Annotated in this window: 18 protein-coding genes; 4 read left to right on the top strand and 14 right to left on the bottom strand. The window is 73.1% G+C overall.

The annotated features are described in order from the left end of the window. Position 1: 1 nt before the first annotated feature. From obgE to JNO54_RS07665, 5 genes are all read right to left on the bottom strand, one after another. Complete coding sequence (gene obgE / locus JNO54_RS07685) at positions 2-1510, bottom strand: GTPase ObgE (RefSeq protein ID WP_204143370.1); 1509 nt, start codon at positions 1508-1510, stop codon at positions 2-4. An 87-nt stretch (positions 1511-1597) separates the two neighbouring features. Continuing rightward, positions 1598-1861: a 50S ribosomal protein L27 gene (rpmA, locus tag JNO54_RS07680; RefSeq protein WP_204143369.1), complete on the bottom strand. Its 264-nt coding sequence runs from the start codon at positions 1859-1861 to the stop codon at positions 1598-1600. 28 nt (positions 1862-1889) lie between these two features. After that, complete coding sequence (rplU, locus tag JNO54_RS07675; RefSeq protein ID WP_204143368.1) at positions 1890-2198, bottom strand: 50S ribosomal protein L21; 309 nt, start codon at positions 2196-2198, stop codon at positions 1890-1892. Positions 2199-2365: 167 nt separating this feature from the next. Then, a complete protein-coding gene (locus JNO54_RS07670) occupies positions 2366-5161 on the bottom strand; it encodes an Rne/Rng family ribonuclease (RefSeq protein ID WP_233703209.1) in 2796 nt (931 codons plus the stop codon). Positions 5162-5295: 134 nt separating this feature from the next. Continuing rightward, positions 5296-6060, bottom strand: a complete 765-nt coding sequence (locus JNO54_RS07665) for a TIGR03936 family radical SAM-associated protein (RefSeq protein WP_204143366.1) — start codon at positions 6058-6060, stop codon at positions 5296-5298. A 55-nt stretch (positions 6061-6115) separates the two neighbouring features. Here JNO54_RS07665 and JNO54_RS07660 point away from each other — a divergent pair, with 55 nt between their 5' ends. Then, positions 6116-7483, top strand: coding sequence for a transaminase (locus JNO54_RS07660; RefSeq protein ID WP_204143365.1), 1368 nt, complete (start codon positions 6116-6118; stop codon positions 7481-7483). On the opposite strand, the gene JNO54_RS07655 is transcribed toward JNO54_RS07660, so the two are convergent. The 8 genes from JNO54_RS07655 to JNO54_RS07620 form a co-directional block, all read right to left on the bottom strand. Further along, positions 7461-10331, bottom strand: a complete 2871-nt coding sequence (locus JNO54_RS07655) for an FAD-binding and (Fe-S)-binding domain-containing protein (protein WP_233703208.1) — start codon at positions 10329-10331, stop codon at positions 7461-7463. The genes JNO54_RS07660 and JNO54_RS07655 overlap by 23 nt on opposite strands. A gap of 201 nt (positions 10332-10532) precedes the next feature. Then, positions 10533-12515 carry a TIGR03960 family B12-binding radical SAM protein gene (locus JNO54_RS07650; protein ID WP_204143363.1) on the bottom strand — a complete coding sequence of 661 codons (1983 nt, stop codon included), beginning with the start codon at positions 12513-12515 and terminating at the stop codon, positions 10533-10535. 96 nt (positions 12516-12611) lie between these two features. Next, the gene (locus JNO54_RS07645) at positions 12612-14468 is read right to left on the bottom strand and encodes an AMP-dependent synthetase/ligase (RefSeq protein ID WP_204143362.1); all 1857 of its coding nucleotides are present in this window, start codon (positions 14466-14468) and stop codon (positions 12612-12614) included. A 158-nt stretch (positions 14469-14626) separates the two neighbouring features. Next, complete coding sequence (rodA, locus tag JNO54_RS07640) at positions 14627-15769, bottom strand: rod shape-determining protein RodA (protein WP_204143361.1); 1143 nt, start codon at positions 15767-15769, stop codon at positions 14627-14629. Continuing rightward, a complete protein-coding gene (locus JNO54_RS07635) occupies positions 15750-16709 on the bottom strand; it encodes a bifunctional riboflavin kinase/FAD synthetase (RefSeq protein WP_204143360.1) in 960 nt (319 codons plus the stop codon). Before JNO54_RS07635 ends, rodA begins: the two co-directional genes overlap by 20 nt. Before the next feature lie 31 nt (positions 16710-16740). Then, on the bottom strand, positions 16741-17703 hold the full coding sequence (truB, locus tag JNO54_RS07630) for a tRNA pseudouridine(55) synthase TruB (RefSeq protein WP_204143359.1): 963 nt from the start codon (positions 17701-17703) through the stop codon (positions 16741-16743). Further along, entirely contained in the window at positions 17700-18149 is a 450-nt protein-coding gene (gene rbfA, locus JNO54_RS07625) for a 30S ribosome-binding factor RbfA (protein WP_204143358.1), read from the bottom strand. Before rbfA ends, truB begins: the two co-directional genes overlap by 4 nt. 101 nt (positions 18150-18250) lie before the next feature. After that, the gene (locus tag JNO54_RS07620) at positions 18251-18829 is read right to left on the bottom strand and encodes a DUF4190 domain-containing protein (protein WP_204143357.1); all 579 of its coding nucleotides are present in this window, start codon (positions 18827-18829) and stop codon (positions 18251-18253) included. 154 nt (positions 18830-18983) lie between these two features. Between JNO54_RS07620 and JNO54_RS07615 the strand changes: the two genes are divergently transcribed. From JNO54_RS07615 to JNO54_RS07605, 3 genes are read left to right on the top strand one after another with little or no spacing between them, the layout of a single operon-like run. Beyond that, positions 18984-19541 carry a hypothetical protein gene (locus JNO54_RS07615; RefSeq protein ID WP_204143356.1) on the top strand — a complete coding sequence of 186 codons (558 nt, stop codon included), beginning with the start codon at positions 18984-18986 and terminating at the stop codon, positions 19539-19541. A gap of 54 nt (positions 19542-19595) precedes the next feature. Continuing rightward, on the top strand, positions 19596-20147 hold the full coding sequence (locus tag JNO54_RS07610; protein WP_204143355.1) for a copper chaperone PCu(A)C: 552 nt from the start codon (positions 19596-19598) through the stop codon (positions 20145-20147). Continuing rightward, positions 20144-21394 (top strand): Dyp-type peroxidase, encoded by a 1251-nt coding sequence (locus JNO54_RS07605; RefSeq protein WP_204143354.1) that lies wholly within the window; start codon positions 20144-20146, stop codon positions 21392-21394. Before JNO54_RS07610 ends, JNO54_RS07605 begins: the two co-directional genes overlap by 4 nt. A 74-nt stretch (positions 21395-21468) precedes the next feature. On the opposite strand, the gene infB is transcribed toward JNO54_RS07605, so the two are convergent. Further along, positions 21469-24354 (bottom strand): translation initiation factor IF-2, encoded by a 2886-nt coding sequence (infB, locus tag JNO54_RS07600; protein ID WP_204143353.1) that lies wholly within the window; start codon positions 24352-24354, stop codon positions 21469-21471. Between the last annotated feature and the right edge of the window lie 12 nt (positions 24355-24366).

Raw genomic sequence — 24366 nt, 5'->3', positions numbered from 1 at the left:
CTCAGTCCTCGTCGCTCCAGACCCCTGCGCGACGCTCCTCCGCGAGCTCCTCACGGGCCGCGGTCTGGGCGTCCTTGCGCGCATGGAACTCGTCGCGACGCTCGGCGTTGGTCCGGCGCGTGCGCTCGTCGAGACGCAGGTCGGTGCCACGGCCGCCGAGCAGCTCGGCGCCCCCGACGAGGGTGGGCTCCCAGTCGAAGATCACGGCGTTGTCCTCCGGGCCGATGAGCACGGTCGACCCGGCGACGGCGCCGGCCTTGACGAGCGCCTCCTCGACGCCGGCGCGGGCGAGCCGGTCGGCGAGATAACCCACGGCCTCGTCGTTGGCGAAATCGGTCTGGCGCACCCAGCGGGTCGGGCGTTCGCCGATGACGCGGAAGACCTCGCCGTCGGGCGTGCTCTCGCGGCGCACGACGAAGCCGGAGTCGTCGACGGCCTTGGGTCGCAGGACGACCCGCTGCGGGACGATCTCACGCTCGAGCTCGGCGCGGGCCTGCTCGACGTGGCGGGCGAGGGCGAAGGTCAGCTCCTTGAGGCCCGTGTGCGCGACGGCCGAGACCGTGTGGACCTCGAGCCCGCGCTCCTCGAGCATCGGGGTGACCATCTCGGCCAGCTCGCGAGCCTCGGGCACGTCCGCCTTGTTGAGGACGACGACACGGGTGCGCTCCGAGAGCGGGATGCCCCCGAGCGCGTCGTCACCGACGTAGGAGGCGAGCTCGGCCTCGATGACGTCGAGGTCGCTCATCGGGTCGCGACCCGGCTCGAGCGTCGCGCAGTCGACGACGTGGACGAGCACCGAGCACCGCTCGACGTGGCGCAGGAACTCCAGGCCGAGGCCCTTGCCCTCGCTCGCGCCGGGGATGAGCCCGGGCACGTCGGCGATCGTGTAGCGCATCGCGCCGGCCGTGACGACCCCGAGGTTCGGCACGAGCGTCGTGAAGGGGTAGTCGGCGATCTTCGGCCGCGCGGCAGAGAGCACGGAGACGAGCGAGGACTTGCCGGCGGAGGGGAAGCCGACGAGCGCGACGTCGGCGAGCGACTTCAGCTCGAGGACGATCTCGTCGCTCTCCCCCGGCTCGCCGAGGAGCGCGAAGCCAGGCGCCTTGCGCCGCTGGGAGGCGAGAGCCTTGTTGCCCAGGCCGCCGCGACCCCCCTTCGCCGCCACGTACCGGGTGCCCTCGCCGACGAGGTCCGCGAGGATCTCGCCGGCGCGGTTCTTCACGACGGTGCCCTCGGGCACGGGCAGGATCAGGTCCTCGCCCTGCGCGCCGTTCTTCTCGTCGCCGGCGCCCGGGGCGCCGTTCTTGGCGCGCCGGTGCGGGCTGCGGTGGTAGTCGAGCAGCGTCGTGCTCTGGGTGTCGACGACGAGGACGACGTCACCGCCGTTGCCGCCGTTGCCCCCGTCGGGGCCGCCGAGCGGCTTGAACTTCTCCCGGTGGACCGAGGCGACGCCGTGGCCGCCCTTGCCCGCCTCGACGTGGAGGACCACGCGGTCGACGAAGCTCGTCATCTGTCCTGCTCTCTGGGGGATGCGCGAAGGGGGCGGGTCAGCGTGGCGCTGAACCCCGCCCCCTTCGACGTGGTGCTACGGGTGTCGTCAGCTGGCGCTGTCCGCGAGGACGACGTTGACGACCTTGCGGCCACGCTTGGTGCCGAACTGGACGGTGCCGTCGGTGAGGGCGAAGAGCGTGTCGTCGCCGCCACGGCCGACGTTGTCGCCGGGGTGGAAGTGGGTGCCGCGCTGACGGACGAGGATCTCGCCCGCGCCGACGACCTGGCCGCCGAAACGCTTCACGCCGAGGTACTGGGGGTTGGAGTCGCGACCGTTCTTGGTCGAGGACACACCCTTCTTCGATGCCATGTCTGTGGTTCCTCCTGCTGCGCGGCCGTCAGGCCTTGATGTCGGTGATCTTGACCTGGGTGAGCGGCTGGCGGTGGCCCTGGCGCTTCTTGTACCCGGTCTTGTTCTTGTACTTCATGATCGTGATCTTCGGGCCCTTGGCGGGACCGACGACCTCGGCCTTGACGGAGACCTTCGCGAGCTTGTCGGCGTCGCTGGTGATCGTCGAGCCGTCGACGACGAGGATGGGCTGGAGGTCGACGGCGTCGCCGGCCTCGCCCTTGATGCGGTTGATGAGGATGGTGTCGCCGACGGAGACCTTCTCCTGGCGGCCACCCGCGCGAACGATCGCGTACATCAGTGGGAACTCACTTTCGCTGGCAAGGCGCACTCTCTCTGTCTGACCGGCCGACAGTCCGCGGGCCCAGAAGGGCTCGAGGCGTCCGCTCGGTGGGCGCACCGAGCGTCAAGACTACCGGCGGGCGGGCCTGGTCACCAAACCCGCGCCGCCGGGGACCGACGTCGTCAGTCCGTCGTCGTGGGCGGGCCGGCCTCGGAGGTGACCCGCTTGCGCTTCTTGCGGGCCGGGGCGGCCGGCTCGGGCTCGGGCGAAGGGGTGGGCTCGGGGTCCGCGGTCGGCTCCCCCGCCGTGGCCTCGCCGGCGATCGTCGTCAGCGGCTCGGCCTTCGGCGCGGTCGCCGTGAGGTCGACTGCCTCGAGCGTCACCGGCGCGCCGCTGGAGGCGGCGCGGCGGCCGCCGCGGCGGCGCCTCGGCTCCTGGGCCGGCTCGGGCTCGGGGGTCGGGTCGGGCTCGGACGCGGGGGCGCGCTCGGGCTCGGCCGCCTGGACCGGCTCGACCTCATCGACGGGCTCGATGGACGCCTCGGGAACGATGTCCTGCGTGTCGGCGCCCTGGAGGTCGAGCTCGGCGACGTCGTCCTCGCTCGGCTCGCCGGCGACGTTGCGGATGGCGGCGGCGTGCGCGGCCGCCGCGATCTGCGCAGCCGTCCGGCCGTTCTGGTCGGTCTGCTCGCGCTCGGGGACCTTCGCGGCGGACTGCTGCTGCTCCTCCCCCTTCGACCCCTTGCCGCGGCCACGGCCACGACCGCGGCCCGATCCGTCGTCCCGCTGACCGCCGCCCTGGTTGCCGGAGTCGCCGGCGACCGGCTCCGAGGAGACGTGGATGCCCCGGCCCTGGCAGCACTCGCAGACCTCGGAGAAGACCTCGATGAGGCCGCTGCCGACCCGCTTGCGGGTCATCTGGACCAGGCCGAGCGAGGTGACCTCGGCGACCTGGTGCTTCGTGCGGTCGCGACCGAGGCACTCGAGGAGACGCCGGACGACGAGGTCCCGGTTGGCCTCGAGGACCATGTCGATGAAGTCGATGACGATGATGCCGCCGATATCGCGCAGGCGGAGCTGGCGGACGATCTCCTCGGCCGCCTCGATGTTGTTCTTCGTCACCGTCTCCTCGAGGTTGCCCCCGGAGCCGACGAACTTGCCGGTGTTGACGTCGACGACCGTCATCGCCTCGGTACGGTCGATGACGAGCGAGCCGCCGGAGGGCAGCCACACCTTGCGGTCCATCGCCTTGGCGATCTGCTCGTCGATGCGGTGCGCTGCGAAGACGTCGCCCTCGCCCGTGAAGCGCTCGAGCCGGTCGGAGAGGTCGGGCGCGACGTCGTCGACGTAGCCCTTGATCTCGCGCCAGGCGTCCTCGCCGGAGACGACCATCTTCGCGAAGTCCTCGTTGAAGATGTCGCGGATGACCCGGACGGTCATGTCGGGCTCGGCGTGCAGGACCGTCGGGCCGCTGCCCTTCTTGCCCTTCTTGGACTCGACCTTCGAGGAGATCCGGTCCCAGGCCTTCGTGAGGCGCTCGACGTCCTTCTTCAGCTCCTCCTCGCTGGCCCCCTCGGCGGCCGTACGCACGATGACGCCGGCGCTGTCCGGGACGACCTCCTTGAGGATGCCCTTGAGCCGGGCCCGCTCCTTGTCCGGGAGCTTGCGGGAGATGCCGGTCATGCTGCCCTCGGGCACGTAGACGAGGTAGCGGCCCGGCAGGGAGACCTGCGAGGTGAGCCGGGCGCCCTTGTGACCGATCGGGTCCTTGGTCACCTGGACGAGGACCATGTCGCCGGAGGACAGCGCGTTCTCGATGCGGCGCGCCTGGCCGTTGCCGACGCCGTGGGCGTCCCAGTTGACCTCACCGGCGTAGAGGACGGCGTTGCGGCCCTTGCCGATGTCGACGAAGGCGGCCTCCATGCTCGGCAGGACGTTCTGCACCCGGCCGAGGTAGACGTTGCCGACCATCGTCGAGGTGGTCTCGCGCGAGACGTAGTGCTCGACGAGCACGTCGTCCTCGAGCACGCCGATCTGGGTGCGCTCGCCGGAGCTGCGCACGACCATGACCCGCTCGACGCTCTCGCGTCGGGCGAGGAACTCGGCCTCGGTGATGATCGTGCGGCGCCGGCCGGCCTCGCGGCCCTCACGGCGGCGCTGCTTCTTGGCCTCGAGGCGGGTCGAGCCCTTGACGGCCTGCGGCTCGTCGCGGTCCGTGCGGGCCTCACGGACCCGGGTCACGGTGCCGGGCGGGTCGTCCTGGGAGTCGTTGCCCCCACCCCCGGAGCCGCGGCGGCGACGACGGCGGCGACGGCTCGAGCCAGCCTCGCCGTCACCGGGGTCGTTGCTGTCGTCCTGGTCGTCGCTGCTGTCGCTGTCGCCGTCGTCAGAGTCGTCGGAGGTGTCGCTGTCGGACTCGTCCTTGCTCGCCTGCTGGCCACGACCCCGCCCACGGCCCCGGCCGCGACCGGAGGGCTGCTGCTCCCCCTTCGCCTCGTCGCTGTCCGCCTCGCCGGACTCGTCGGAGTCCTCGGACTCCTCGCCCGGGTCGCTGCTGTCCTCGGAGCGGTTGCGGCCCCGGCCACCACGACGGCGGCGACGACGCGGCTGGCCCTGCTGGTCCTCCGGGCCGTCCTGGTCCTGGCTGTCGTCGTCGGAGCCGTCGGCGTCCTGGGAGTCGTCCCGCTCGTCCTCGACCGGGGCGGCCTCGGGAGCGCGGCGGGGGGCCCGGCGCGGCGCGACCGGCTCGGGGGGCTGGAAGAGCAGACCGAAGCTCGGGACGGTCGCGGCCGGAGCCTGCTCGGCCTCGTCCTCGGTCTCGTCGGTGTCCTCGTCCTGGTCCTCGACCGGGGCCTCGGCCTCGTCGGCCGGCTGCTCGGAGGTCTCGTCGAGGGTCTCCTCGACGGGCTTCTCGGCACCCTCCGCGGCGAGCGGGAGGGTCGATTCTTCGGTGGTCTGGTCGGTCTTGTCGGTCGCCATGCGGCACCTCCGGCGGCAGGACCGGTGCCACACCATCCCCGGAGGGATCAGCCGGCCGCTGCTGCGGCTCGGCGTGGCGCTCGCGCCACGCCCGAAAAGTCAGTGCTGCCCGCAGGCGGCTCGCGCCGAGCGCGTCACCTCTGCAGGCCGACGGTGTCGTCGTCGGTCAACGGGTCGATGACCGTTGCCTGCGCGTCGTCCCACACGCCCTGCTCGAGCCGGGTGACCAGTGGCGGTCTCGGTGGCTCGAACGGCGTGACGAGCGACAACGCGCTGAGGACGTCGTCGGGGCGTACAGCCGGTGTGGTGTGCCGTACGACCGTGGTCAGTATCGCACAGGCGGTCTGCGCAGCCCCGGCGACGCCGCTCTCGACGCGCGCCTCGATGACCGGCCCGCGGGCGTCGAAGGACCTGCGCCCCCGCTTGAACATCCGGGAGACCTCGACCTGCTCCTGCGCGAGGAAGGCGTCGACGACGCCCTGGAGCTCCTCGACGGCGACCCCCTCGAAGGCCATCCGCCACCGACTGGCCTGCAGCCGGTCGGCGAGCGCGCCCGGCCGGGCCTCGACGACCGTGATGACGTCGATGCCCTCGGGCAGCGCCTCGTCGAGGGCGAGGCGCACCCGCTCGGGGTCCACGTGCTCGGTCACCGAGATCTCGAAGTACTCCGCCTCGGAGGCCATGCCCGTGGGCGCGCCGTTGGCGTAGGAGATCTTCGGGTGCGGGTGGAAGCCTGCGGAGAAGGCCATCGGGACACCGGACCGGCGCAGCGCCCGCTCCAGCGCTCGCGCGAAGTCTCGGGTCGAGGAGAACCGGAGCCTGCCCCGTCGGGCGTACTGCACCCGCAGCTTCTGGACGGGCGGGGGCGGAGGAGGACCGTCGGGGGTGCGCTGAGCCATGATCCCCCAAGCGTACGTCGGGACGAAGGGGGTGCCTCAGGCCTAGCCTTGGCTCATGACGCCCGTGGACCGTGCCCGCCTCCGCCAGCTGCTCGCCGCGGAGGTCGCCGACTACTCGGCGCGCAACCCTCGCAGCCGCGCCCTCCACGAGGCCGGCGAGCACCTCTTCGGCCGGGTGCCGATGACCTGGATGAACATGTGGTCCGGCGGTTTCCCCCTCGGTCTCGAGAGCGCGAAGGGGGCCCGCATCCGGGACCTCGACGGTCACGAGCTCGTCGACCTGGCGCTCGGCGACACGGGCGCGATGGCTGGCCACTCCCCCGACCCGACGCTCGCGGCGATCCGTCGGCGGGCCGAGGACCTCGGCGGGCTGACGACGATGCTGCCGACCGAGGACGCCGAGTGGGTGGCGGCCGACCTCAGCCGCCGCTTCGGGATGGACCGGTGGAGCTTCACCCTCTCGGCGACCGACGCCAACCGTTGGGCGGTCCGGCTCGCCCGCCTCGTCACCGGCCGGGCCAAGATCCTCGTCTTCGGGCACTGCTACCACGGCAGCGTCGACGAGACCTTCGCGCTGCCCGGCCCCGACGGGAGCACCGTGAGCCGCCCGGGCAACGTCGCCCCGCCGGTGCCGCTCGACCTCACGACCCGCGCCGCGACGTGGAACGACCTCGAGAGCGTCGAGGAGCAGCTGCGCCACGGGGACGTCGCCGCGATCCTCACCGAGCCGGCGCTGACCAACATCGGGATCGTCCTGCCCGAGGAGGGCTTCCTCAAGGGTCTGCGGGCGCTCGCGAGCGAGCACGGGGCGCTGCTCATGATCGACGAGACGCACACCTTCTCGGCCGGGTGGGGCGGCGCGACGACCGCCTGGGGGCTCGACCCGGACATCGTCGTCATCGGCAAGTCCATCGGCGGCGGGGTGCCGATCGGCGCCTACGGCCTCACCGCGGAGGTCGCGGACGCGGTGACCCGGCGCACCGAGCGGGGCGACGCCGACATCGTCGACGTCGGTGGCGTGGGCGGCACCCTCGCCGGCAACGCCCTCTCGCTGGCCGCGGCGCGGGCGACGCTCGGCGAGGTCCTGACACCCGAGGCCTTCGAGCGGATGGACCGGCTCGCGACGGACTTCACCGCCGGGGTCCAGGCGGCGATCGACGAGCACGAGCTGCCGTGGTCGGTGAGCCGGCTCGGGGCGCGGGCGGAGTACCGCTTCGCCTCACCGGCGCCGCGGACGGGCGCCGAGTCTGCGGCGGCGGCCGACGACGACCTCGACGCGTACCTGCACCTCGCCCTGCTCAACCGCGGCTACCTCATGACGCCCTTCCACAACATGGCGCTCATGTGCCCGGCGTCGACCGAGGCCGACGTCACGGGTCACACGGCGGTCTTCGGCGAGGTCACTGCCGCGCTGCGCGGCTGAGCAGCTCGACGAGGTGGACCGCCTGGCGGTCGGTGAGATCGGCGACCTGCGTCTGGCAGGAGAAGCCGTCGGCGAGAACGACCGCGTCGGCCGAGGCCTCCTCGATCGCCGGGAGCAGCTGCTGCCGGGCGACCTCGACGGAGACCTCGTAGTGGCCGAGCTCGACGCCGAAGTTGCCCGCGAGCCCGCAGCACCCGCCGAGCCGGCGGACGGTGGCCCCGGTCGCGGCGAGCAGCTCCTCGTCGGCCTTCCACGACATCACGGCGTGGTGGTGGCAGTGGGGCTGCGCGACGATCTCGGTGCCGGTGAGGTCCGGGGCCTGCCACCGGCCGTCGGCGATGGCGGCGGTGAGCAGCTCGGCGACGGTCCGGACGGACCCGGCGACGCCGCGCGCGGCCGGGCTGTCGACGAGCCGGGGCAGGTCGTGGCGCAGCGCGGCGGTGCAGCTCGGCTCGAGACCGACGACGGGCACGCCGGCCGCCACCACCGGTGAGAGCGCGGCCGTCGCGCCCTCGAGCGTGCGCCGGGCCTGGTCGAGCTGACCCGTCGAGATGAGGGTCAGCCCGCAGCACCCCTGCTCCGCCGGGACGAAGGGGGCGTACCCCGCCTCTCGCAGGACGGCCACGGCCGCCTGGCCGACGTGGGGGCTGAAGTGGTCGGTGAAGGAGTCCACGAAGACCGCCACGGGGTGCTCGAGCCCGACCACCTCGTCGAGGCGACGGACCATCCCTTCGTCCTGGGCCCAGGACCGGAAGGTCTCCCGGGCGAAGGTCGGCAGGTTGCGCCGCGGGTCGACCCCGCCGAGCGGGAGCGTGAGCCGCCGCGCGCCCGGCAGGTGGGTGAGGGCGTTGACGAGTCGTGGCGTGCGGGAGGCGACGCGAGCGAGCCGAGGCAGCCAGCCGAGGGTGTAGTGGCTGCGCGGGCGCAGGCGCCCCTTGTAGCTCTGATGGAGCACCTCGGACTTGTAGGTCGCCATGTCGATGCCGGTCGGGCAGTCGCTCGCGCAGCCCTTGCAGGACAGGCACAGGTCGAGGGCCTCGTGGACCGCCGGGTTGCGCCAGCCGCCGGTGATCGTGGCGCCGTCGAGCATCTCCTGGAGCGCCCGGGCACGACCGCGGGTGGAGTCGCGCTCCTCGCGGGTGGCCTGGTAGCTCGGGCACATCACCGTCGTCGGCGTGCCGGCCGCCCGGCACTTGCCGACGCCGGTGCACCGGTGCAGCGCCTGGGTGAGGTCGCCGTCGTCCTCGGGATAGGTGAAGGCGAGACCGTCTGCGGCGCGGGTCAGCGAGCGGGCACGCGGGATGCGCAGGTGCGCCTCGACGGGGTCCGGGTCGACGAGGACGCCCGGGTTGAGGAGGTTGTCGGGGTCGAGTGCGTGCTTGACGGCCCCGAAGAGCGAGATGACCTCGGGCGAGTACATCCGGGGCAGCAGCGCGCTGCGGGCCCGGCCGTCGCCGTGCTCGCCGGAGAGCGAGCCTCCGTGCGCGGCGACGAGATCCGCGGCCGCCTCGACGAGGGACCGGTAGCGCTGCTCCGCACCCGCCGAGGTGAGGTCGGTGTCGAGCCGCACGTGCAGGCAGCCGTCGGCGAAGTGCCCGTACGGCAGGCCCTGGACGTCGTGCTCCTCGAGCAGGTCGTCGAAGGCCCGGAGGTAGTCGCCGAGCCGCTCCGGTGGGACGGCGGCGTCCTCCCAGCCAGCGTGAGCCGGCCGGTCGCGCTGCGAGCGCCCGGACAGACCGGCGCCGTCCTCACGGATGCGCCACAGCGCGCGGGCCTCGGCCGGGTCGGTGACGATCCGGGCGTCGAGGGCGCTGACCCCGGTGACGACCCGGCGGGCACGCTCGAGCGCCTCGGCCGGGGACTCCCCGGTGACCTCGACGAAGAGCCAGGCATCCCCTTTCGGCAGGTCCGGGACGTGGTCGGGGCCGCGACGCTCGCGCGTGACGTCGACGATGCGCCGGTCGATCCCCTCGGCCGCGACCGCGCCGAGCCGGCCCAGGGCCGGGGCGACGTCGCCGGCGGCGTAGATGTCGACGAAGCCGAGGGCCACGAGGCAGGTGGCCGGCGGGTCGGTGACGAGGCGGACGCGCGCCTGCGTCACGACGGCGAGGGTGCCCTCGGAGCCGACGAGCATCCGGCCGACGTCGCGCCCGTGCTCGGGCAGGAGGTGCTCGAGGGCGTACCCGCTGACCTGCCGCCCGAAGCGGCCCAGCTCGGTGCGGATCGCCGCGAGGTGCGCGTCGGTGAGCTCGGCGAGGCGGGCGAGGACGTCGTCGGCGCCGGTGAGCGAAGGGGTGCCGCCGACGCCGGTCGTCGCCTCGACCCGTCGTCCGTCGGCGAGGAGGAGGGACATCGCGGTGACGTTGTCGGAGGTGCGGCCGTACCCGAGGGCGCGGTTGCCGCAGGCGTTGTTGCCGATCATCCCGCCGACGGTGCAGCGGGTGTGGCTGCTCGGGTCGGGGCCGAAGCGCAGCCCCGCCGCGACGGCCTGGGCCTGGAGGGTCGCATGGACGGTGCCCGGCTCGACGAGGGCGGTGCGGCTCTCGGGGTCGACCTCGAGGACCCGGCCCAGGTGACGGCTCGTGTCGAGGACGATGCCGGGGCCGATCGCGTTGCCGGCGCAGGAGGTGCCCGCGCCGCGGGCGGTGACCGGGACGCCCGTGGCCCGGGCGACCTCGAGGGCGGCCGTGATCTCGTCGACGTGCCGGGGCATGACGACCGCGCGCGGGGGGATGCGGTAGATCGAGGCGTCGGCCGCGTACATGCCGATCGAGAGCGGGTCGGTGCGGACGTCGTCGATGCCCGCACGGGACAGCGCCTGGCCCAGGTCGTCGACAGACACGCTCATGCGCGGCATTCTCCCCCGACGCCCCGGCTATCCCGCCACCGGTCCGCCCCGTGGGCTCCCGACCCCTCCCCCTTCGCACGAGCCAAGGCTCCTACCCGAGCGAGGCGACACGAGCCTTGGCTCGTGCGAATCCGGTTGCGCCTACCAGGGCTCCTGCGCGGCGACCGTCGCGGTGACCACCGGGACACGCGAGACGTCGGGTCAGGCGCCGCGGGTCATCGACTCCTTGCCGGAGCCGAGGACCGTGAGCGGCAGGAGGGTCTTGCCGGTCGGGCCGATCTCGATCTCGGTGCCCATCTGCGGGCACACGCCGCAGTCGAAGCACGGGGTCCAGCGGCAGTCCTCGACCTCGGTCTCGTCGACCGCGTCGAGCCAGTCCTGCCAGAGCCACTCCTTGTCGAGCCCGGAGTCGATGTGGTCCCAGGGCAGGACCTCGCTCTCCTCACGCTCGCGGGTCGTGTACCAGTCGACGTCCACGCCGGTGCCCTCGAGGCCGCGGTCCGCGCCGGCCATCCAGCGCTCGTAGGAGAAGTGCTCGCTCCAGCCGTCGAAACGGCCGCCGTCGCGCCAGACCTCCTCGATGACCCGCCCGAGCCGGCGGTCGCCGCGGCTGAGCAGTCCCTCGACGATGCCGGGCTTGCCGTCGTGGTAGCGGAAGCCGATGGAGCGGCCGTAGCGCTTGTCCGAGCGGATCGCGTCGCGCAGCTTGGCCAGCCGGGCGTCGGTCTCCTCGGCGGAGAGCTGCGAGGCCCACTGGAAGGGCGTGTGCGGCTTGGGCACGAAGCCACCGATGGAGACGGTGCAGCGGATGTCGTTGTGCCCGGCGACCTGGCGGCCGGTCTCGATGACCCGCTTGGCGACCTCGGCGATCTGCAGGACATCCTCGTCGGTCTCCGTCGGGAGCCCGCACATGAAGTAGAGCTTGACCTGACGCCAGCCGGCGCCGTACGCCGCGGCGACGGTACGGATGAGGTCGTCCTCGGTGACCATCTTGTTGATCACCTTGCGGATCCGCTCGCTGCCGCCCTCGGGGGCGAAGGTCAGCCCGGAGCGGCGGCCGTTGCGGGTCAGCTCGTTGGCGAGGTCGATGTTGAAGGCGTCGACCCGCGTCGACGGCAGGGAGAGCCCGGTGTTGGTGCCCTCGTAGCGGTCGGCGAGACCCTTGGTGAGGTCGGCGATCTCGGAGTGGTCGGCCGAGCTCAGCGAGAGCAGCCCGACCTCCTCGAAGCCCGACGCCTGCAGGCCACGCTCGACCATCTCGCCGATGCCGGTGATCGAGCGCTCGCGGACCGGGCGGGTGATCATCCCGGCCTGGCAGAAACGGCAGCCGCGCGTGCAGCCGCGGAAGATCTCGACGCTCATCCGCTCGTGGACCGACTCGGCGAGCGGGACGAGCGGCTGCTTCGGGTAGGGCCACTCGTCGAGGTCCATGACGGTGTGCTTGGCGACCCGCCACGGCACGCCGCTCTCGGCGGGCGCGACGCGCTGGATGCGCCCGTCGGGCAGGTACGAGACGTCGTAGAAGGCGGGGACGTAGACGCCGCCGGTCTCGGCGAGGCGGCGCAGCACCTCGACCCGGCCGCCGGGACGACCCTGGGCCTTCCAGCCCGCGACGATGTCGGTCGCGCCGAGCACCGCCTCCTCGCCGTCGCCGACGATCGCGGCGTCGATGAAGTCGGCGACCGGCTCGGGGTTGAAGGACGCGTGCCCGCCGATGAGCACGATCGGGTCCTCGTCGGTGCGATCGGCGGCGTGCAGCGGGATGCCCGCGAGGTCGAGCGCGGTGAGCATGTTGGTGTAGCCGAGCTCGGTGGAGAAGGAGATGCCGAAGATGTCGAAGTCACGCACCGCACGGTGCCCGTCGACGGTCACCTGAGGCACCCCGTGCTCGCGCATGAGGGCCTCCATGTCGGGCCACACCGCGTAGGTGCGCTCGGCGAGGGCGTCCTCGCGCTCGTTGAGCACCTCGTAGAGGATCATGACGCCCTGGTTGGGCAGCCCGACCTCGTACGCGTCGGGGTACATGAGGACCCACCGGACGGTGAGGTCCTGGCCGTCGGGTCCGTGGCCGCCGCAGTCCCACTCCTTGACCGTGGAGTTCAGCTCGCCCCCGACGTACTGGATGGGCTTGCTGACGCGCTCGAGCAGCGGCTCGAGCTCGGCGAATCGGGACTGTCCAGGCATGGGTTCCAGGGTAGGTGCCCCGGCCGACCTGCCCAAACGACGGACGAAGGGGAGGTGCCGGGTCTCCCCGGCCCCTCCCCTTCGCGTCCTGCCGGGTCAGCCGGCGTACATGCCGTCGATGTCGCTCTTGAACTTGTCGGCGACGATCTTGCGGCGCAGCTTCAGGCTCGGGGTGAGCTCGCCGTCCTCGACGCTGAGGTCGCGGCCGAGGATGGTGAACTTGCCGATCCGCTCCCACTTGTTCAGGCCCTGGTTGAGCTCGTCGACGTAGGACTGGACCATGTCGCGCGCCTGCGCCGAGGAGACGATCTCCTGGTAGGACGCGCCGCCCAGGCCGTTGGCCTGCGCCCACGGCTGGATGGCCTCCTCGTCGAGGGTGACGAGCGCGGTGACGAAGTGCCGGCCCTCGCCGTGGACGAGGAACTGCCCGACGTAGGGGCACAGGCCCTTGAAGGTCGACTCGATGAGCGAGGGCGCGACGTACTTGCCGTTGCTCGTCTTGAAGAGGTCCTTCTTGCGGTCCGTGATCTTGAGGAAGCCGCGCTCGTCGATCTCGCCGATGTCGCCGCTGTGCAGCCAGCCGTCCTCGTCGAGCGTCTCAGCGGTCGCCTCGGGGTTGTTGTGGTAGCCCTGCATGATGCCCGGGCCCCGCATGAGGACCTCGCCGTCCTCGGCGATCTTGACCTCGGTGCCGATGAGCGGCCAGCCGACCGTGCCGGTCTTGTTCGCGTACGGCCGGTTGACCGTCGCCGCCGAGCTCGTCTCGGTCATGCCGTAGCCCTCGAGGATCGTCAGGCCGGCGCCGTTGAACCAGTTCGCCACCTCGGGGTTGAGCGCGGCCGAGCCGGAGATGAAGAAGCGGATCCGCCCGCCGAAGCGCTCCCGGACCTTCGCGAGCACGATCTTGTCGGCCAGGCCCATCTGGAGACTCTTGCCCGGGCCGAGGCTCCGGCCGGACTGCTCGGCCTCGGCCTTGGCGCGGCCGAGCCCTGAGGCCCAGTTGAAGAGCTTGAGCTTGGCGCCGCCCTCGGCCTCCATGCCGAGGCTGACCTTCGCGTAGACCTTCTCGAAGATGCGCGGGGCCGCGGCCATGAAGGTCGGGCGGACGACTGCGAGGTTGTCGACGATCTTGTCGATCCGGCCGTCGATGGCCGTGGACATGCCGGTGGCCAGGGTGAGCATGAGCAGCTGCTTGCCGAAGACGTGGGCGAGCGGCAGCCAGAGGTACTGGACGTCGTCGCTGCTCAGCATGCCCGTCGCGGCGACCGCGGCGCCCTGGTAGGTCCAGGCGCTGTGCAGCAGGCGCACGCCCTTGGGCCGACCGGTCGTGCCGGAGGTGTAGATGATCGTCGCGAGGTCGCCCGCCTGGGTCGCGTCGATCCGCTCGTCGACGACGTCCGGGGAGGTCTCGAGGAGGGCACGGCCACGCTCCTCGAGGTCGTCGAGGGACATGACCCAGTCATCCCCGTCGATGCCCTCGGCGTCGATGACGACGACCTTGCGGACACCGGGGATGGCGTCACGGACCTCGCGGAGCTTGGCGACCTGGTCGGCGTCCTCGGCGACGACGACCTCGGAGCCGGAGTTCTCGAGGATGAAGGCGACGTCATCGGCGATCGTCGTCGGGTAGATCGTCGTCGTCGCGCCACCGGCGGCGTTGATGGCGAAGTCGGCGAGCACCCACTCGATCCGGGTGCCGGAGGCGATGGCGACACGGTCCTCGGAGACCACCCCGAGGTCGACGAGCCCGGCGGCGAGGCGCCAGACCCGGTCGCCGAGCTGGGCCCAGGACATCTCGCCCCAGGCCACACCCTCGGGGTAGCTGTACGCGGGCAGGTCGGGGGTGGCGCTGATGCGGTCACGCAAGAGGTGGCCGACGCTCTGCGCCGGGTTCTCCAGGACGGATGCGTCGTACTGCTCGTCGCTCGGCTTCTGGACTGCGGTCTTGCTCACGGTGCTCCTCGATAGCAATCGGCCCCCGGCGCCGTCGACGGGAGTCTGACGGCAACAATGACACCCGGGCGCGCCCCCCGTCACGAGAACGGCGACGAACGTTGCCGCACGGTGACCAACGCCACGCCCCCTGGCCGTTCGCGCTGGTCAGGGCCTGATCAGCGGCGCCCGGGGCTCACCGAGACGACGAGCGCCAGCGCGAGCCAGCAGGCGAACATCGAGCTCCCGCCGTAGCTGAGGAAGGGCAGCGGCAGCCCGGTCACGGGCAGCAGCCCGAGGTTCATCCCGATGTTCTCCACGACCTGGACGCCGAACCACGACGCGACCCCGACGCACACGAGCCGCCCGAAGTCGTCCGCCCGGGTCGCCGCCCGCCAGATCCGGGCGAGCAGCAGGCCGTAGAGCACCACGAGTCCGGCCGCGCCGAGGAAACCGAGCTCCTCCCCCGCCACCGAGAAGATGAAGTCGGTCTCCTGGAAAGGGATCCGCCCGGACTGGGTGACCTCGCCGGTGCCCAGCCCCGACCCGAGGAAGCCTCCCCCGCTGATCGCCGCGCGCACCTGCTGGGTCTGATACCCGATCCCGAGCGGGTCCGCCGCCGGGTCGAGGAAGGCCGTGAGCCGGTCGCGCTGGTAGGGACTGAGCAACGGTGTCGCGAAGGCCGCGGTGACGGCGGCCGCGCCGGCTGCCGCGATGCCGACCAGCCAGGGCCAGCGCGCCCCGGAGGCGACGAGCACCCCGAGCGACATCGCGACGAGCACGAGCGCGGAGCCGAGGTCGGGCTGGGCGAGGACGAGCAGGACCGGCAGGCCGACGAGCGCGCCGGCCCTCAGGACGTCCGACGGGGTGGGCGCCCGCCTCCTCTCCGCGGCGCCGGCGAGGATCATCGGCAGGGCGACGCAGAGGGCCACCTTCGCCAGCTCGGAGGGCTGGACGGAGAAGCCGCCGGGCAGCTCGATCCACGACCGGGACCCGTTGATCGTCGACCCGACCGGGGTGAGGACGAGGACGAGCGCAGCGACGGACAGCCCGTAGGCCAGGGGTGCCAGCGCGCGCAGGGTGTGACGGTCGAGCCGGACGAGCAGCCCGGCCATGACGAGCCCGACCACGAGGTTGACGAGGTGCTTGACCGAGGTGGTCGAGCCGGCCTGCGCCTGGGTCGCGGAGCGCACGAGGAGGGCCCCGACGAGGCTGAGCGCGAGAGCCGTCGTCAGCAGGACGATGTCGCTGCGCAGGAGATCGGCGAAGGTGGTGGCCCGGCGCCTCGCCGACGGGGCCGGCTCAGCGCGGCGGGAGGCCAAGGACGGCGCGGGTCTGGGTGACGTCGTCGGCCATCGCGTCGATGAGCTCCTCGATCGAGGTGAAGCGCAACGTCGGGCGGATGCGCTCGACCACCTCGACGGCGACCCGCTCGCCGTAGAGATCGAGGTCGGTGCGGTCGAGCACGTAGGACTCCATGACCCGTCGGACCCCGTCGAAGGTCGGGTTGGTGCCGACCGAGATCGCGGCCGGCAGCCGGCGGTCGACGTGGTCCTCGGGGAGGTCGCGCCGCACCAGCCAGCCGGCGTACACGCCGTCGGCCGGCAGGATGCCCAGGGAGTCCCGGCTCATGTTCGCGGTCGGGAAGCCGAGCTCGCGGCCGCGGTGCTCGCCGTGGACGACCTCGCCGATGACGCGGTGCGGGCGTCCGAGGATCTCGGCGGCGCCGGCGACGTCCCCCTCGGCGAGCAGCCGGCGCACGGTCGAGGAGGACCACCGCTCTCCGTCACCGACGTCGTCGACCACGACGAGCTCGAAGCCTCGCTCCGCTGCGACCTGCCGCAGCAGGTCGACGTCACCGGTGTAGCCGGCGCCGAAGCCCCTGGTGTCCGCGCCGACGACGAGGCACGCGACGTCGAGCCCGTCGACGAAGGTGCCGACGACGAAGTCGAGGGCGCTCGTCTGCGCGTACTCCCGGGTGAAGGGGATGACGAGGACCCCGTCGATGCCGGCCTCGCCGAGCAGCTCGTCGCGCAGCGCCCCCGGCGCGATGAGCTCGGGTGCCCGCTCGGGGTGCATCACCTCGACCGGGTGCGGGTCGAAGGTGACGACGACGGCGGGCAGCCCCCGGTCGCCGGCCTCCTGGGTCACCCGACCGAGGATGGCCTGGTGCCCGCGGTGCACCCCGTCGAAGTTGCCGAAGGTCGCCACGCACGGACGCATCGCGTCGGGGGTGGCGTCGGGAGAGGTCCATCGCTGCACAGCAGCACACTCTACGAAGTCCGCGGGAGGCCTAGGCACCCTCGGCCCCCGCGGGCGCGAAGACGACGTGCGCCCGGGCCTGCGCGCGGGACTCGTCGAGGACCGCGACGAGCGCCCCGTCAGGGCCCAGCGCAGCGACCGGATCGGTCCGTCCAGGCTCGGCGGACGGGACCCGCTGGCCGTAGCCGAGGGCCCGGGCCTCGGCCTCGTCGAGCCGGCGCACGACGAGCGAGGCGGCGGCCGCGTCGGCCAGCGGCAGGAGCGGCATCGGGGCGTCCGGGTCCTCGGCCCGGTCGCTGAGCGCCTCGAGGTCGACGGCCCCCTCGAGCGTGTACCCGCCGACGCGCGTGCGACGCAGCGCCGTGAGGTGCCCTCCGGTCCCGAGCGCGGCACCGAGGTCCCGGGCGAGCGCGCGGACGTAGGTGCCCGAGGAGACGGCGACATGGACGTCGAGGTCGACGACGGGCGTGCCGTCCTGCGCCGAGCTCTCGCGCCGTCCGAGGACCTCGAAGGTCTCGATGGTCACCGGCCGCGCCGCGAGCTCGACCTGCTCTCCCGAGCGGACGCGGGCGTAGGAGCGCTGACCGTCGACCTTGATGGCGCTCACCGCGCTGGGCACCTGCGCGATCTCACCGGTGAGCCCGGCGACCGCCTCGTCGACTGCGGCCCGGCTCAGGCCGGCTGCTCCGGCCCGGGTGGTCACCTCGCCCTCCGCGTCGTCGGTGACCGTCTCTTGCCCGAGCCGGATCGTCGCGGCGTACTCCTTGTCGCAGCCGACGAGGAAGGTCAGCAGCCTGGTCGCCCGCCCCACCCCGAGGACGAGCACCCCGGTGGCCATCGGGTCGAGGGTGCCTGCGTGGCCGACCTTCTTCGTGCCGTAGAGGCGACGGCACCGGCCGACGACGTCGTGGCTGGTCCAGCCCGCCGGCTTGTCGACGACGACGAGACCGTCGCCGGCGAAGGGGCGACGCCCGCGGGCCGGCTGGCCGCTCACCCTTCGTCGGTCCCGGCGTGGTCCGCGTCTCGCGGCTTCTTGTACGGGTCGGCGTCCCCGGCCGGGCGGGCGCCGGCACGGCCGGCGGCCAGCTGGGCGTCGCGCTCCTTGGCCGCCCGCAGCGCCTCGTTGAGCTGGGAGGCGGTCTCGGGGAGGGCGTCGGGGATCAGCTCGAGGGTCGGCGTGAGACGGATCCCGAGCTGGCGCCCGACGAGCGAGCGCAGCCGGCCCTGGTGCGTGGCGAGGACGCGAGCGGTCGTCTCGCGCTGATCCTCGTCGCCGAAGACGGTGTAGAAGACCGAGGCGTGCTGGAGGTCGCCGGTCACCCGGACGTCGGTGATCGTCACGAAGCCCAGGTCGGGGTCCTTGATGACCTGCTCGAGGTTGGCCGCGATGACCTCCTTGATGCGGTCGGCGATCTTGCGGGCGCGGGCCGGGTCAGCCATGGGGCACCTCCGGGTAGGAGCGGTCAGGGAGCAGGGCCACGCTAGGCGATGCGCCCCCGTCCGGTGGACGGGGGCGCATCGTCGAGGCGGTCGAGCGAGCCTCAGAAGCCCGTCGTGCTGTACGTCGCGTTGAGGTCGATGACGCCCGTCGCGACGAGGACCCAGTAGACGACCGCGATGAGGATGCCGATCGCACCGGTGATCAGACCGGTCATGATGAAGGTCTTGAGGTCCGGGCGCGGGTTGCCCTTGGTCTGGTTCTTGGCGAGGTACCCGGTGATGAGGGCGATGATCGAGAAGATCGGCAGGCCCCAGCAGCAGCAGAGGACGACACCGGCGATACCGGTGCCCATCGAGACCAGCGACAGCACCTTGGTGCTGTCGCTGCCTCGCGGCGGCTGCTGCCCGTAGGCCCCCGGGCCGGGCGCCGGGGCGGCACCCGGGTAGGGGGAGGGGCCACCGGCGGACGGGCCACCGGGGTACGAGGACGGGCCCTGGGACGGGCCGCCGGTCGGGTAGGCCGGCGGGCCGCTCGGCGCCGAGCCGGCAGGCGTCTGCGGGACCGCCGGGCCGTCAGGCTGGCTGCCGGGTGCGGGCTGGCCGCCCGGGTACGGCGAGGAGCCGGTCGGGTCGTAGGGCTGGTTGCCGCCGCTGCCGGGCGGAGGAGGTGGCGTAGTCACGGTGGATCCCCTTGGCTGACGTTCGTTGTTCGGTCTGCGTGCAGGCGCCACCCTAGGTGAGGAGGTCCGCCGGGTGTGGGAGGCAGGACGCCCGGATCCTGCAGATCCCTGGGGTCCGTGCCGCGACGTATGCCCCCCTCCGTATGCTCGAAGGGTGACCAGCGGACGGCTCCCGGCCGTCAGGGCCGTGCGCAGCCTCGCCCTGACGGCGACTGCCGTGGGCGCCGGCCTCGTCGCCCACTGGCACGCTGGTGGCCCGACACCGCACCCCGTCGCCCTGCTCGTCCTCCTCGCGCTGCTCACCCTCCCGGTGGCCCGGCTGAGCGTCCGCGAGGTCTCGCCCGTCGTCGCGACCGTCGTCCTCGGTGCGGGCCAGCTGGCCGTCCACCTCCTCGGCATGGCCGGCGTGGGCGAGGCGTCGACCGTCGCCGGGCCGGGCCACGTGCACTCGGTCGTCCTCGACGGCACACCGTCGTCGGGGTCCGCGCCCGGGATGCTTGGGGCCCACCTCGTCGTCACCCTCGTCCTCGCGGCCGCGTGGTCCCGCGGCGAGCGGATCCTCTTCGCCGTCGCCTCCCGGCTGCGGCCCCCGGCCGTCCCCCGGTGGTCGGTCCCCGCGGTCGTGGCCGTCACGGTCCCCGCGCAGGCCGCCGCGGGCACGACAGGGCCCTGGCGGGCCACCGGCCGCGCACCACCTCTCCCTGAGCGCTGACCCCCCTTCGCGCTGCCCCGCGCACCCTCCACGCTCACCAGGAAGAGATCACCCATGCACAGCTCACGACGCGGCGCCCTGCGCGCCCTCACCACGCTCGCCCTCGTCGGCACCCTCGCCGCCTGCGGGTCGGACACCACCGACCCGGAGGGCTCCCCTGCCGGCCCGCGGCTCACCGTCACCGACGGCTGGGTCAAGGCGACCGACGACGGGATGACCGGCGCCTTCGGCACCCTGAAGAACCTCGGCGAGGAGGATGTCGTCGTCACCGGCGGCTCCTCCGAGATCGCCGGTGACGTCGAGGCCCACGTCATGGCCCCGGGCCAGGACGGCACCCTGGTCATGACCGAGGCCGAGGACGGGCACACCGTCCCCGCCGGGGGCGAGCTCGTCCTCGAGCCCGGCGACGCCCACCTCATGCTCCTGCAGCTCACGGAGCCCGTCGTCGCCGGTGAGGACTACGTCATCACCGTGACGACGGCCGACGACCGGAGCATCGAGCTCACCTTCGCGGGACGCGAGTTCAGCGGCGCCCAGGAGGAGTACGAGCCGGGCATGCCGCACGACGACGCCGAGAGCTCGACGACCTCGAGCTCGAGCAGGTGAGCCCGACGACCGAGGGGCTCGGACCGCGGCGCCGGGCCCTCCTCGGCAGCGGCCTCGGCGCCGCGCTGGCCGGCTCGGCGGCCGCCCTCACCGGGGCCGCCTCGTCCGCGGGCGGCTCGTCAGCGGGCGCGACGACCGCGGCCCCGGACGTCCCCGGCACGGTGCCCTTCTACGGCCCCCGGCAGGCCGGCGTCACGACACCACCGCCCGCTCACACCCGGTGGGTGGCGCTGGACCTCACGCCGGGCGCGACGCTCGAGGACCTGCGCCGGGTCCTGCGCATCTGGACCGAGGACCTCGCCCGGGCGACGCAGGGTGCCTCGCCCCTGGCCGACCACACCCCGGAGCTGACCCGGGAGCACACCCGCCTCACGGTGACGGTCGGGCTGGGCGGCAGCGTCTTCGAGCACGTCGGCCGGCCCGACCTCGCGCCCCCGTGGCTGGCCGAGCTGCCCCCCTTCGCCACCGACGCGCTGGAGGACCGGTGGAGCGGCGGCGACGTCGTCCTCCAGGTCGAGGCGACGACCGCCGAGGCGACCGCACGGGTCCAGCGGGCGCTCGTCCGCGCCGCGGGGGCGGTCGTCCGGCACCGGTGGACCCAGGCGGGGACCCGTCCCACGCCGGGCGCGCCGACGTGGCGGGCGCCGCGCAACGCCTTCGGCCAGATCGACGGCACGGTGCAGCCCGCCCTCGACGGCTCGGACGACGACCTCCTGTGGCGGGGTCCCGAGAGCGGGCCGTGGGAGCACGCCAGCACCCTCGTCCTGCGGCGGATCGCCATGAACCTCGACACCTGGGAGGAGCTCGACCCGGTCGCCAAGGAGCACGCGATCGGCCGGCGGCTCGCGGACGGGGCGCCGCTGACCGGAGGGCATGAGGGCTCACCCCCGGACCTCACGGCGAGCGGCCCGCACGGCTTCACGGTCATCGACCCCGGCTCGCACATGGCCCGCGCGATGCCTCGTGAGCCGTGGGAGCGCTTCCTGCGCCGGCCCTGCGCCTACGAGCTCCCGGGACGGGACGAGGTCGGGACGCTCACCGCGCGGGACACGGCGCGCTCGGCCCACGGGCTGCTCTTCGCGGCGTACTGCGCCGACGCCCACCGCCAGCTCGTGCCCGTCCAGCGGCGGCTCGCCGAGGCGGACCTGCTGAACATCTGGACGGTGACGGTCGGCTCGGCGACCTTCGCGCTCCTCCCGGGGGTGCAGGAGGGCGAGTCGCTCGGCGAGCGGGTCCTCGCGGGCTGACCGGCCGGCGGCACGACGAAGGGGTGATCCTCCCGGTCCGGGAGGCTCACCCCTTCGTCGGTGGGGAGAGCGGGTCAGGCCCGCGGCTTCTCCCGCATCTCGTAGGTGGCGATGAGGTCACCCTCCTGCAGGTCGTTGAACGACCCGAGGTTGATACCGCACTCGAAGCCCTCGCGGACCTCGGTGACGTCGTCCTTGAAGCGACGGAGGCCGGCGACCTCGACGCTCTCGGTGATGACGACACCGTTGCGGGTGATCCGCGCCTTGGTGCCACGCTTGATCTCGCCGCTGCGGACGATCGATCCGGCGATGTTGCCGAACTTGCTCGAGCGGAAGACCTCGCGGATCTCGGCGGTGCCGAGCTCGACCTCCTCGAACTCCGGCTTGAGCATGCCCTTGAGCGCCTGCTCGATCTCCTCGATCGCCTGGTAGATGACCGAGTAGTACCGGATCTCGACGCCCTCGCGCTCGGCGACCTCGGCGTTCTGACCCTCGGCCCGCACGTTGAAGCCGATGATGATCGCGTCGGAGGCCATCGCGAGGTTGATGTTGTTCAGCGTGATCGCGCCGACGCCACGGTCGATGATCCGCAGGTCTACGTCGTCGCCGACGTCGATCTGCAGGAGCGCGTCCTCGAGCGCCTCGACAGAACCGGACACATCGCCCTTGAGGATGAGGTTGAGCGTGTCGATCTTGCCGGCGGCGATGACCTTGTCGAGGTCCTCGAGGCTGATCCGCTTGCGCGCCTTGGCCAGGCTGGCCTGACGGTCGGCGGCCTCCCGCTTCTCGGCGATCTGCCGGGCGGTGCGGTCGTCCGGAGCGACGACGAAGGTGTCGCCGGCGCGCGGGACGGAGGACAGGCCGAGCACCTGGACCGGGCGGGACGGACCCGCCTCGTCGACGGTGTTGCCGTGCTCGTCGAGCATGGCGCGCACACGGCCGAAGGCGCTGCCGGTGACGATCGCGTCGCCGACCTTGAGCGTGCCGGCCTGGACGAGGACGGTCGCGGTGGCACCGCGCCCCTTGTCGAGGTTGGCCTCGATCGCGACACCACGGGCGTCCCGGTCGGGGTTGGCGCGCATGTCGAGCGCGGCGTCCGCGGTGAGCAGGACCGCCTCGAGCAGGTCGTCGATGTGCAGACCCTGCTTGGCCGAGACGTCGACGAACATCGTGTCGCCGCCGTACTCCTCGGCGATGAGGTTGTACTCGGTGAGCTGACCGCGGACCTTGGCCGGGTCGGCCCCCTCGACGTCGATCTTGTTGACCGCGACGACGATCGGCACGTCCGCGGCCTGGGCGTGGTTGAGCGCCTCGATGGTCTGCGGCATGACGCCGTCATCGGCCGCGACGACCAGGATCGCGATGTCGGTGACCTTGGCACCACGGGCACGCATGGCGGTGAACGCCTCGTGACCCGGGGTGTCGATGAAGGTCATCGCACGGTCGATGCCCTCGTGCTCACGGTGGATCTGGTAGGCGCCGATGTGCTGGGTGATGCCACCCTCCTCGCCCCCGCCGACGTTCGCGTTGCGGATGGCGTCGAGGAGACGCGTCTTGCCGTGGTCGACGTGACCCATGACCGTGACGACCGGCGGACGCGGGGTGAGGTCGTCGTCGTCCTCGCCCGCGATGCCCGTCTCCAGGTCGATGTTGAAGGAGTCGAAGAGCTCGCGCTCCTCCTCCTCCGGCGAGACGATCTGGATGTCATAGCCGAGCTCGGCGCCGAGGAGCTGGAAGGTCTCCTCGTCGAGCGACTGGGTCGCCGTCGCCATCTCACCGAGGTTGAAGAGCACGGTGACCAGCGATGCCGGGTTGGCGTTGATCTTGTCGGCGAAGTCGGTCAGGGACGCACCCTGACGCACACGCACGATCGTCGAGCCGTCGCCCCGGGGGACGATGACGCCGCCGATCGACGGCGCCTGCATCTGCTCGAACTCCTGCCGCTTCGCGCGACGGCTCTTGCGCTGCTTGTTGCGACCGCCACCGCGACCGAAGGCACCCTGGGTGCCGCCACGGCCGCCGGGACCACCGCGGTAGCCGCCGGGACCGCCGGGGCCACGACCGGCACCGGGAGCGCCACCGGGACGGCCACCCGGGCCGCCACGGCCGGGACCGCCGCGGGGACGCTCACCGGGACGGGCGACGGAGCTGGACGACGGCATCATGCCGGGCGTCGGCGCGCCGGGGCGCGGGCCGCCGGGGCGAGGACCGCCGGCGCCACCGGCGCCCGCAGGGGCCCCGGGACGGGCCGGCCGCTGGCCGGGACGAGGCATGCCCTGCGAGGTGGCGAAGGGGTTGTTGCCCGGACGCGGGCCGCCGGCGCCGCCGCCACCCTCACGTCGGGTGCCCATGCCCTGGGACGGGGCGAAGGGGTTGTTGCCGGGACGCGGGGCGCCACCGGGGCGGCCGGCCGGACGCGGTGCGGCACCGGGACGGGCACCCGGTCGGGGGGCACCGCCCTCGGGGCGCTCGGGACGGGCCGCGGGACGAGGACCGGGGGTGGGGCCGCCCTCGGGGCGGGCCGGGGTCTCGGGCGCGGACGGGGCCGCCGGCGCAGCCGGAGCCTCGGCGGCCTTGGCCGCCGGAGCAGGTGCTGCCGGGGCGGGAGCCGCGGGTGCGGGGGCCGCGGGGGCGGGCTTGGCTGCCGGCTTCTCTGCCGGGGCGGCGGGGGCCTCGGCAGCGGGCTTGGCGGGAGCAGCCGGCGCGGCCGGACCGGGTCGGGGACCCGGGGTCGCTGCCGTGGGCTCCTTGGGCGCCGTGGGGGCCGCCTTCTTCGCAGCCGCCTTCTTGGCGCCGGCCTCGGGGACCGGGGGGTTCTCCTGGACCCGGCGCACGACCGGGGCCTCGATGGTCGAGCTCGCCGACTTGACGAACTCCCCCATCTCCTTGAGGTGCGTGAGCAGCGTCTTGCTGGACACGCCGAGCTCCTTGGCGAGCTCGTGGACACGGACCTTAGCCACGTTTCTCCTTCT

Origin of the sequence: Janibacter endophyticus (genome assembly GCF_016888335.1) — a bacterium.
Taxonomy (GTDB): Bacteria; Actinomycetota; Actinomycetes; order Actinomycetales; family Dermatophilaceae; genus Marihabitans; species Marihabitans endophyticum.
This window is presented reverse-complemented; position numbering and strand designations above follow the sequence as displayed.

Bases quoted from the DNA above. Each gene is read 5' to 3' on its own strand.
- obgE (WP_204143370.1), bottom strand. From the start codon at position 1,510: ATGACGAGCTTCGTCGACCGCGTGGTCCTCCACGTCGAGGCGGGCAAG.
- rplU (WP_204143368.1), bottom strand. From the start codon at position 2,198: ATGTACGCGATCGTTCGCGCGGGTGGCCGCCAGGAGAAGGTCTCCGTC.
- JNO54_RS07665 (WP_204143366.1), bottom strand. From the start codon at position 6,060: ATGGCTCAGCGCACCCCCGACGGTCCTCCTCCGCCCCCGCCCGTCCAG.
- JNO54_RS07610 (WP_204143355.1), top strand. From the start codon at position 19,596: ATGCACAGCTCACGACGCGGCGCCCTGCGCGCCCTCACCACGCTCGCC.
- JNO54_RS07650 (WP_204143363.1), bottom strand. From the start codon at position 12,515: ATGCCTGGACAGTCCCGATTCGCCGAGCTCGAGCCGCTGCTCGAGCGC.
- JNO54_RS07660 (WP_204143365.1), top strand. From the start codon at position 6,116: ATGACGCCCGTGGACCGTGCCCGCCTCCGCCAGCTGCTCGCCGCGGAG.
- JNO54_RS07670 (WP_233703209.1), bottom strand. From the start codon at position 5,161: ATGGCGACCGACAAGACCGACCAGACCACCGAAGAATCGACCCTCCCG.
- JNO54_RS07655 (WP_233703208.1), bottom strand. From the start codon at position 10,331: ATGAGCGTGTCTGTCGACGACCTGGGCCAGGCGCTGTCCCGTGCGGGC.
- rpmA (WP_204143369.1), bottom strand. From the start codon at position 1,861: ATGGCATCGAAGAAGGGTGTGTCCTCGACCAAGAACGGTCGCGACTCC.
- rbfA (WP_204143358.1), bottom strand. From the start codon at position 18,149: ATGGCTGACCCGGCCCGCGCCCGCAAGATCGCCGACCGCATCAAGGAG.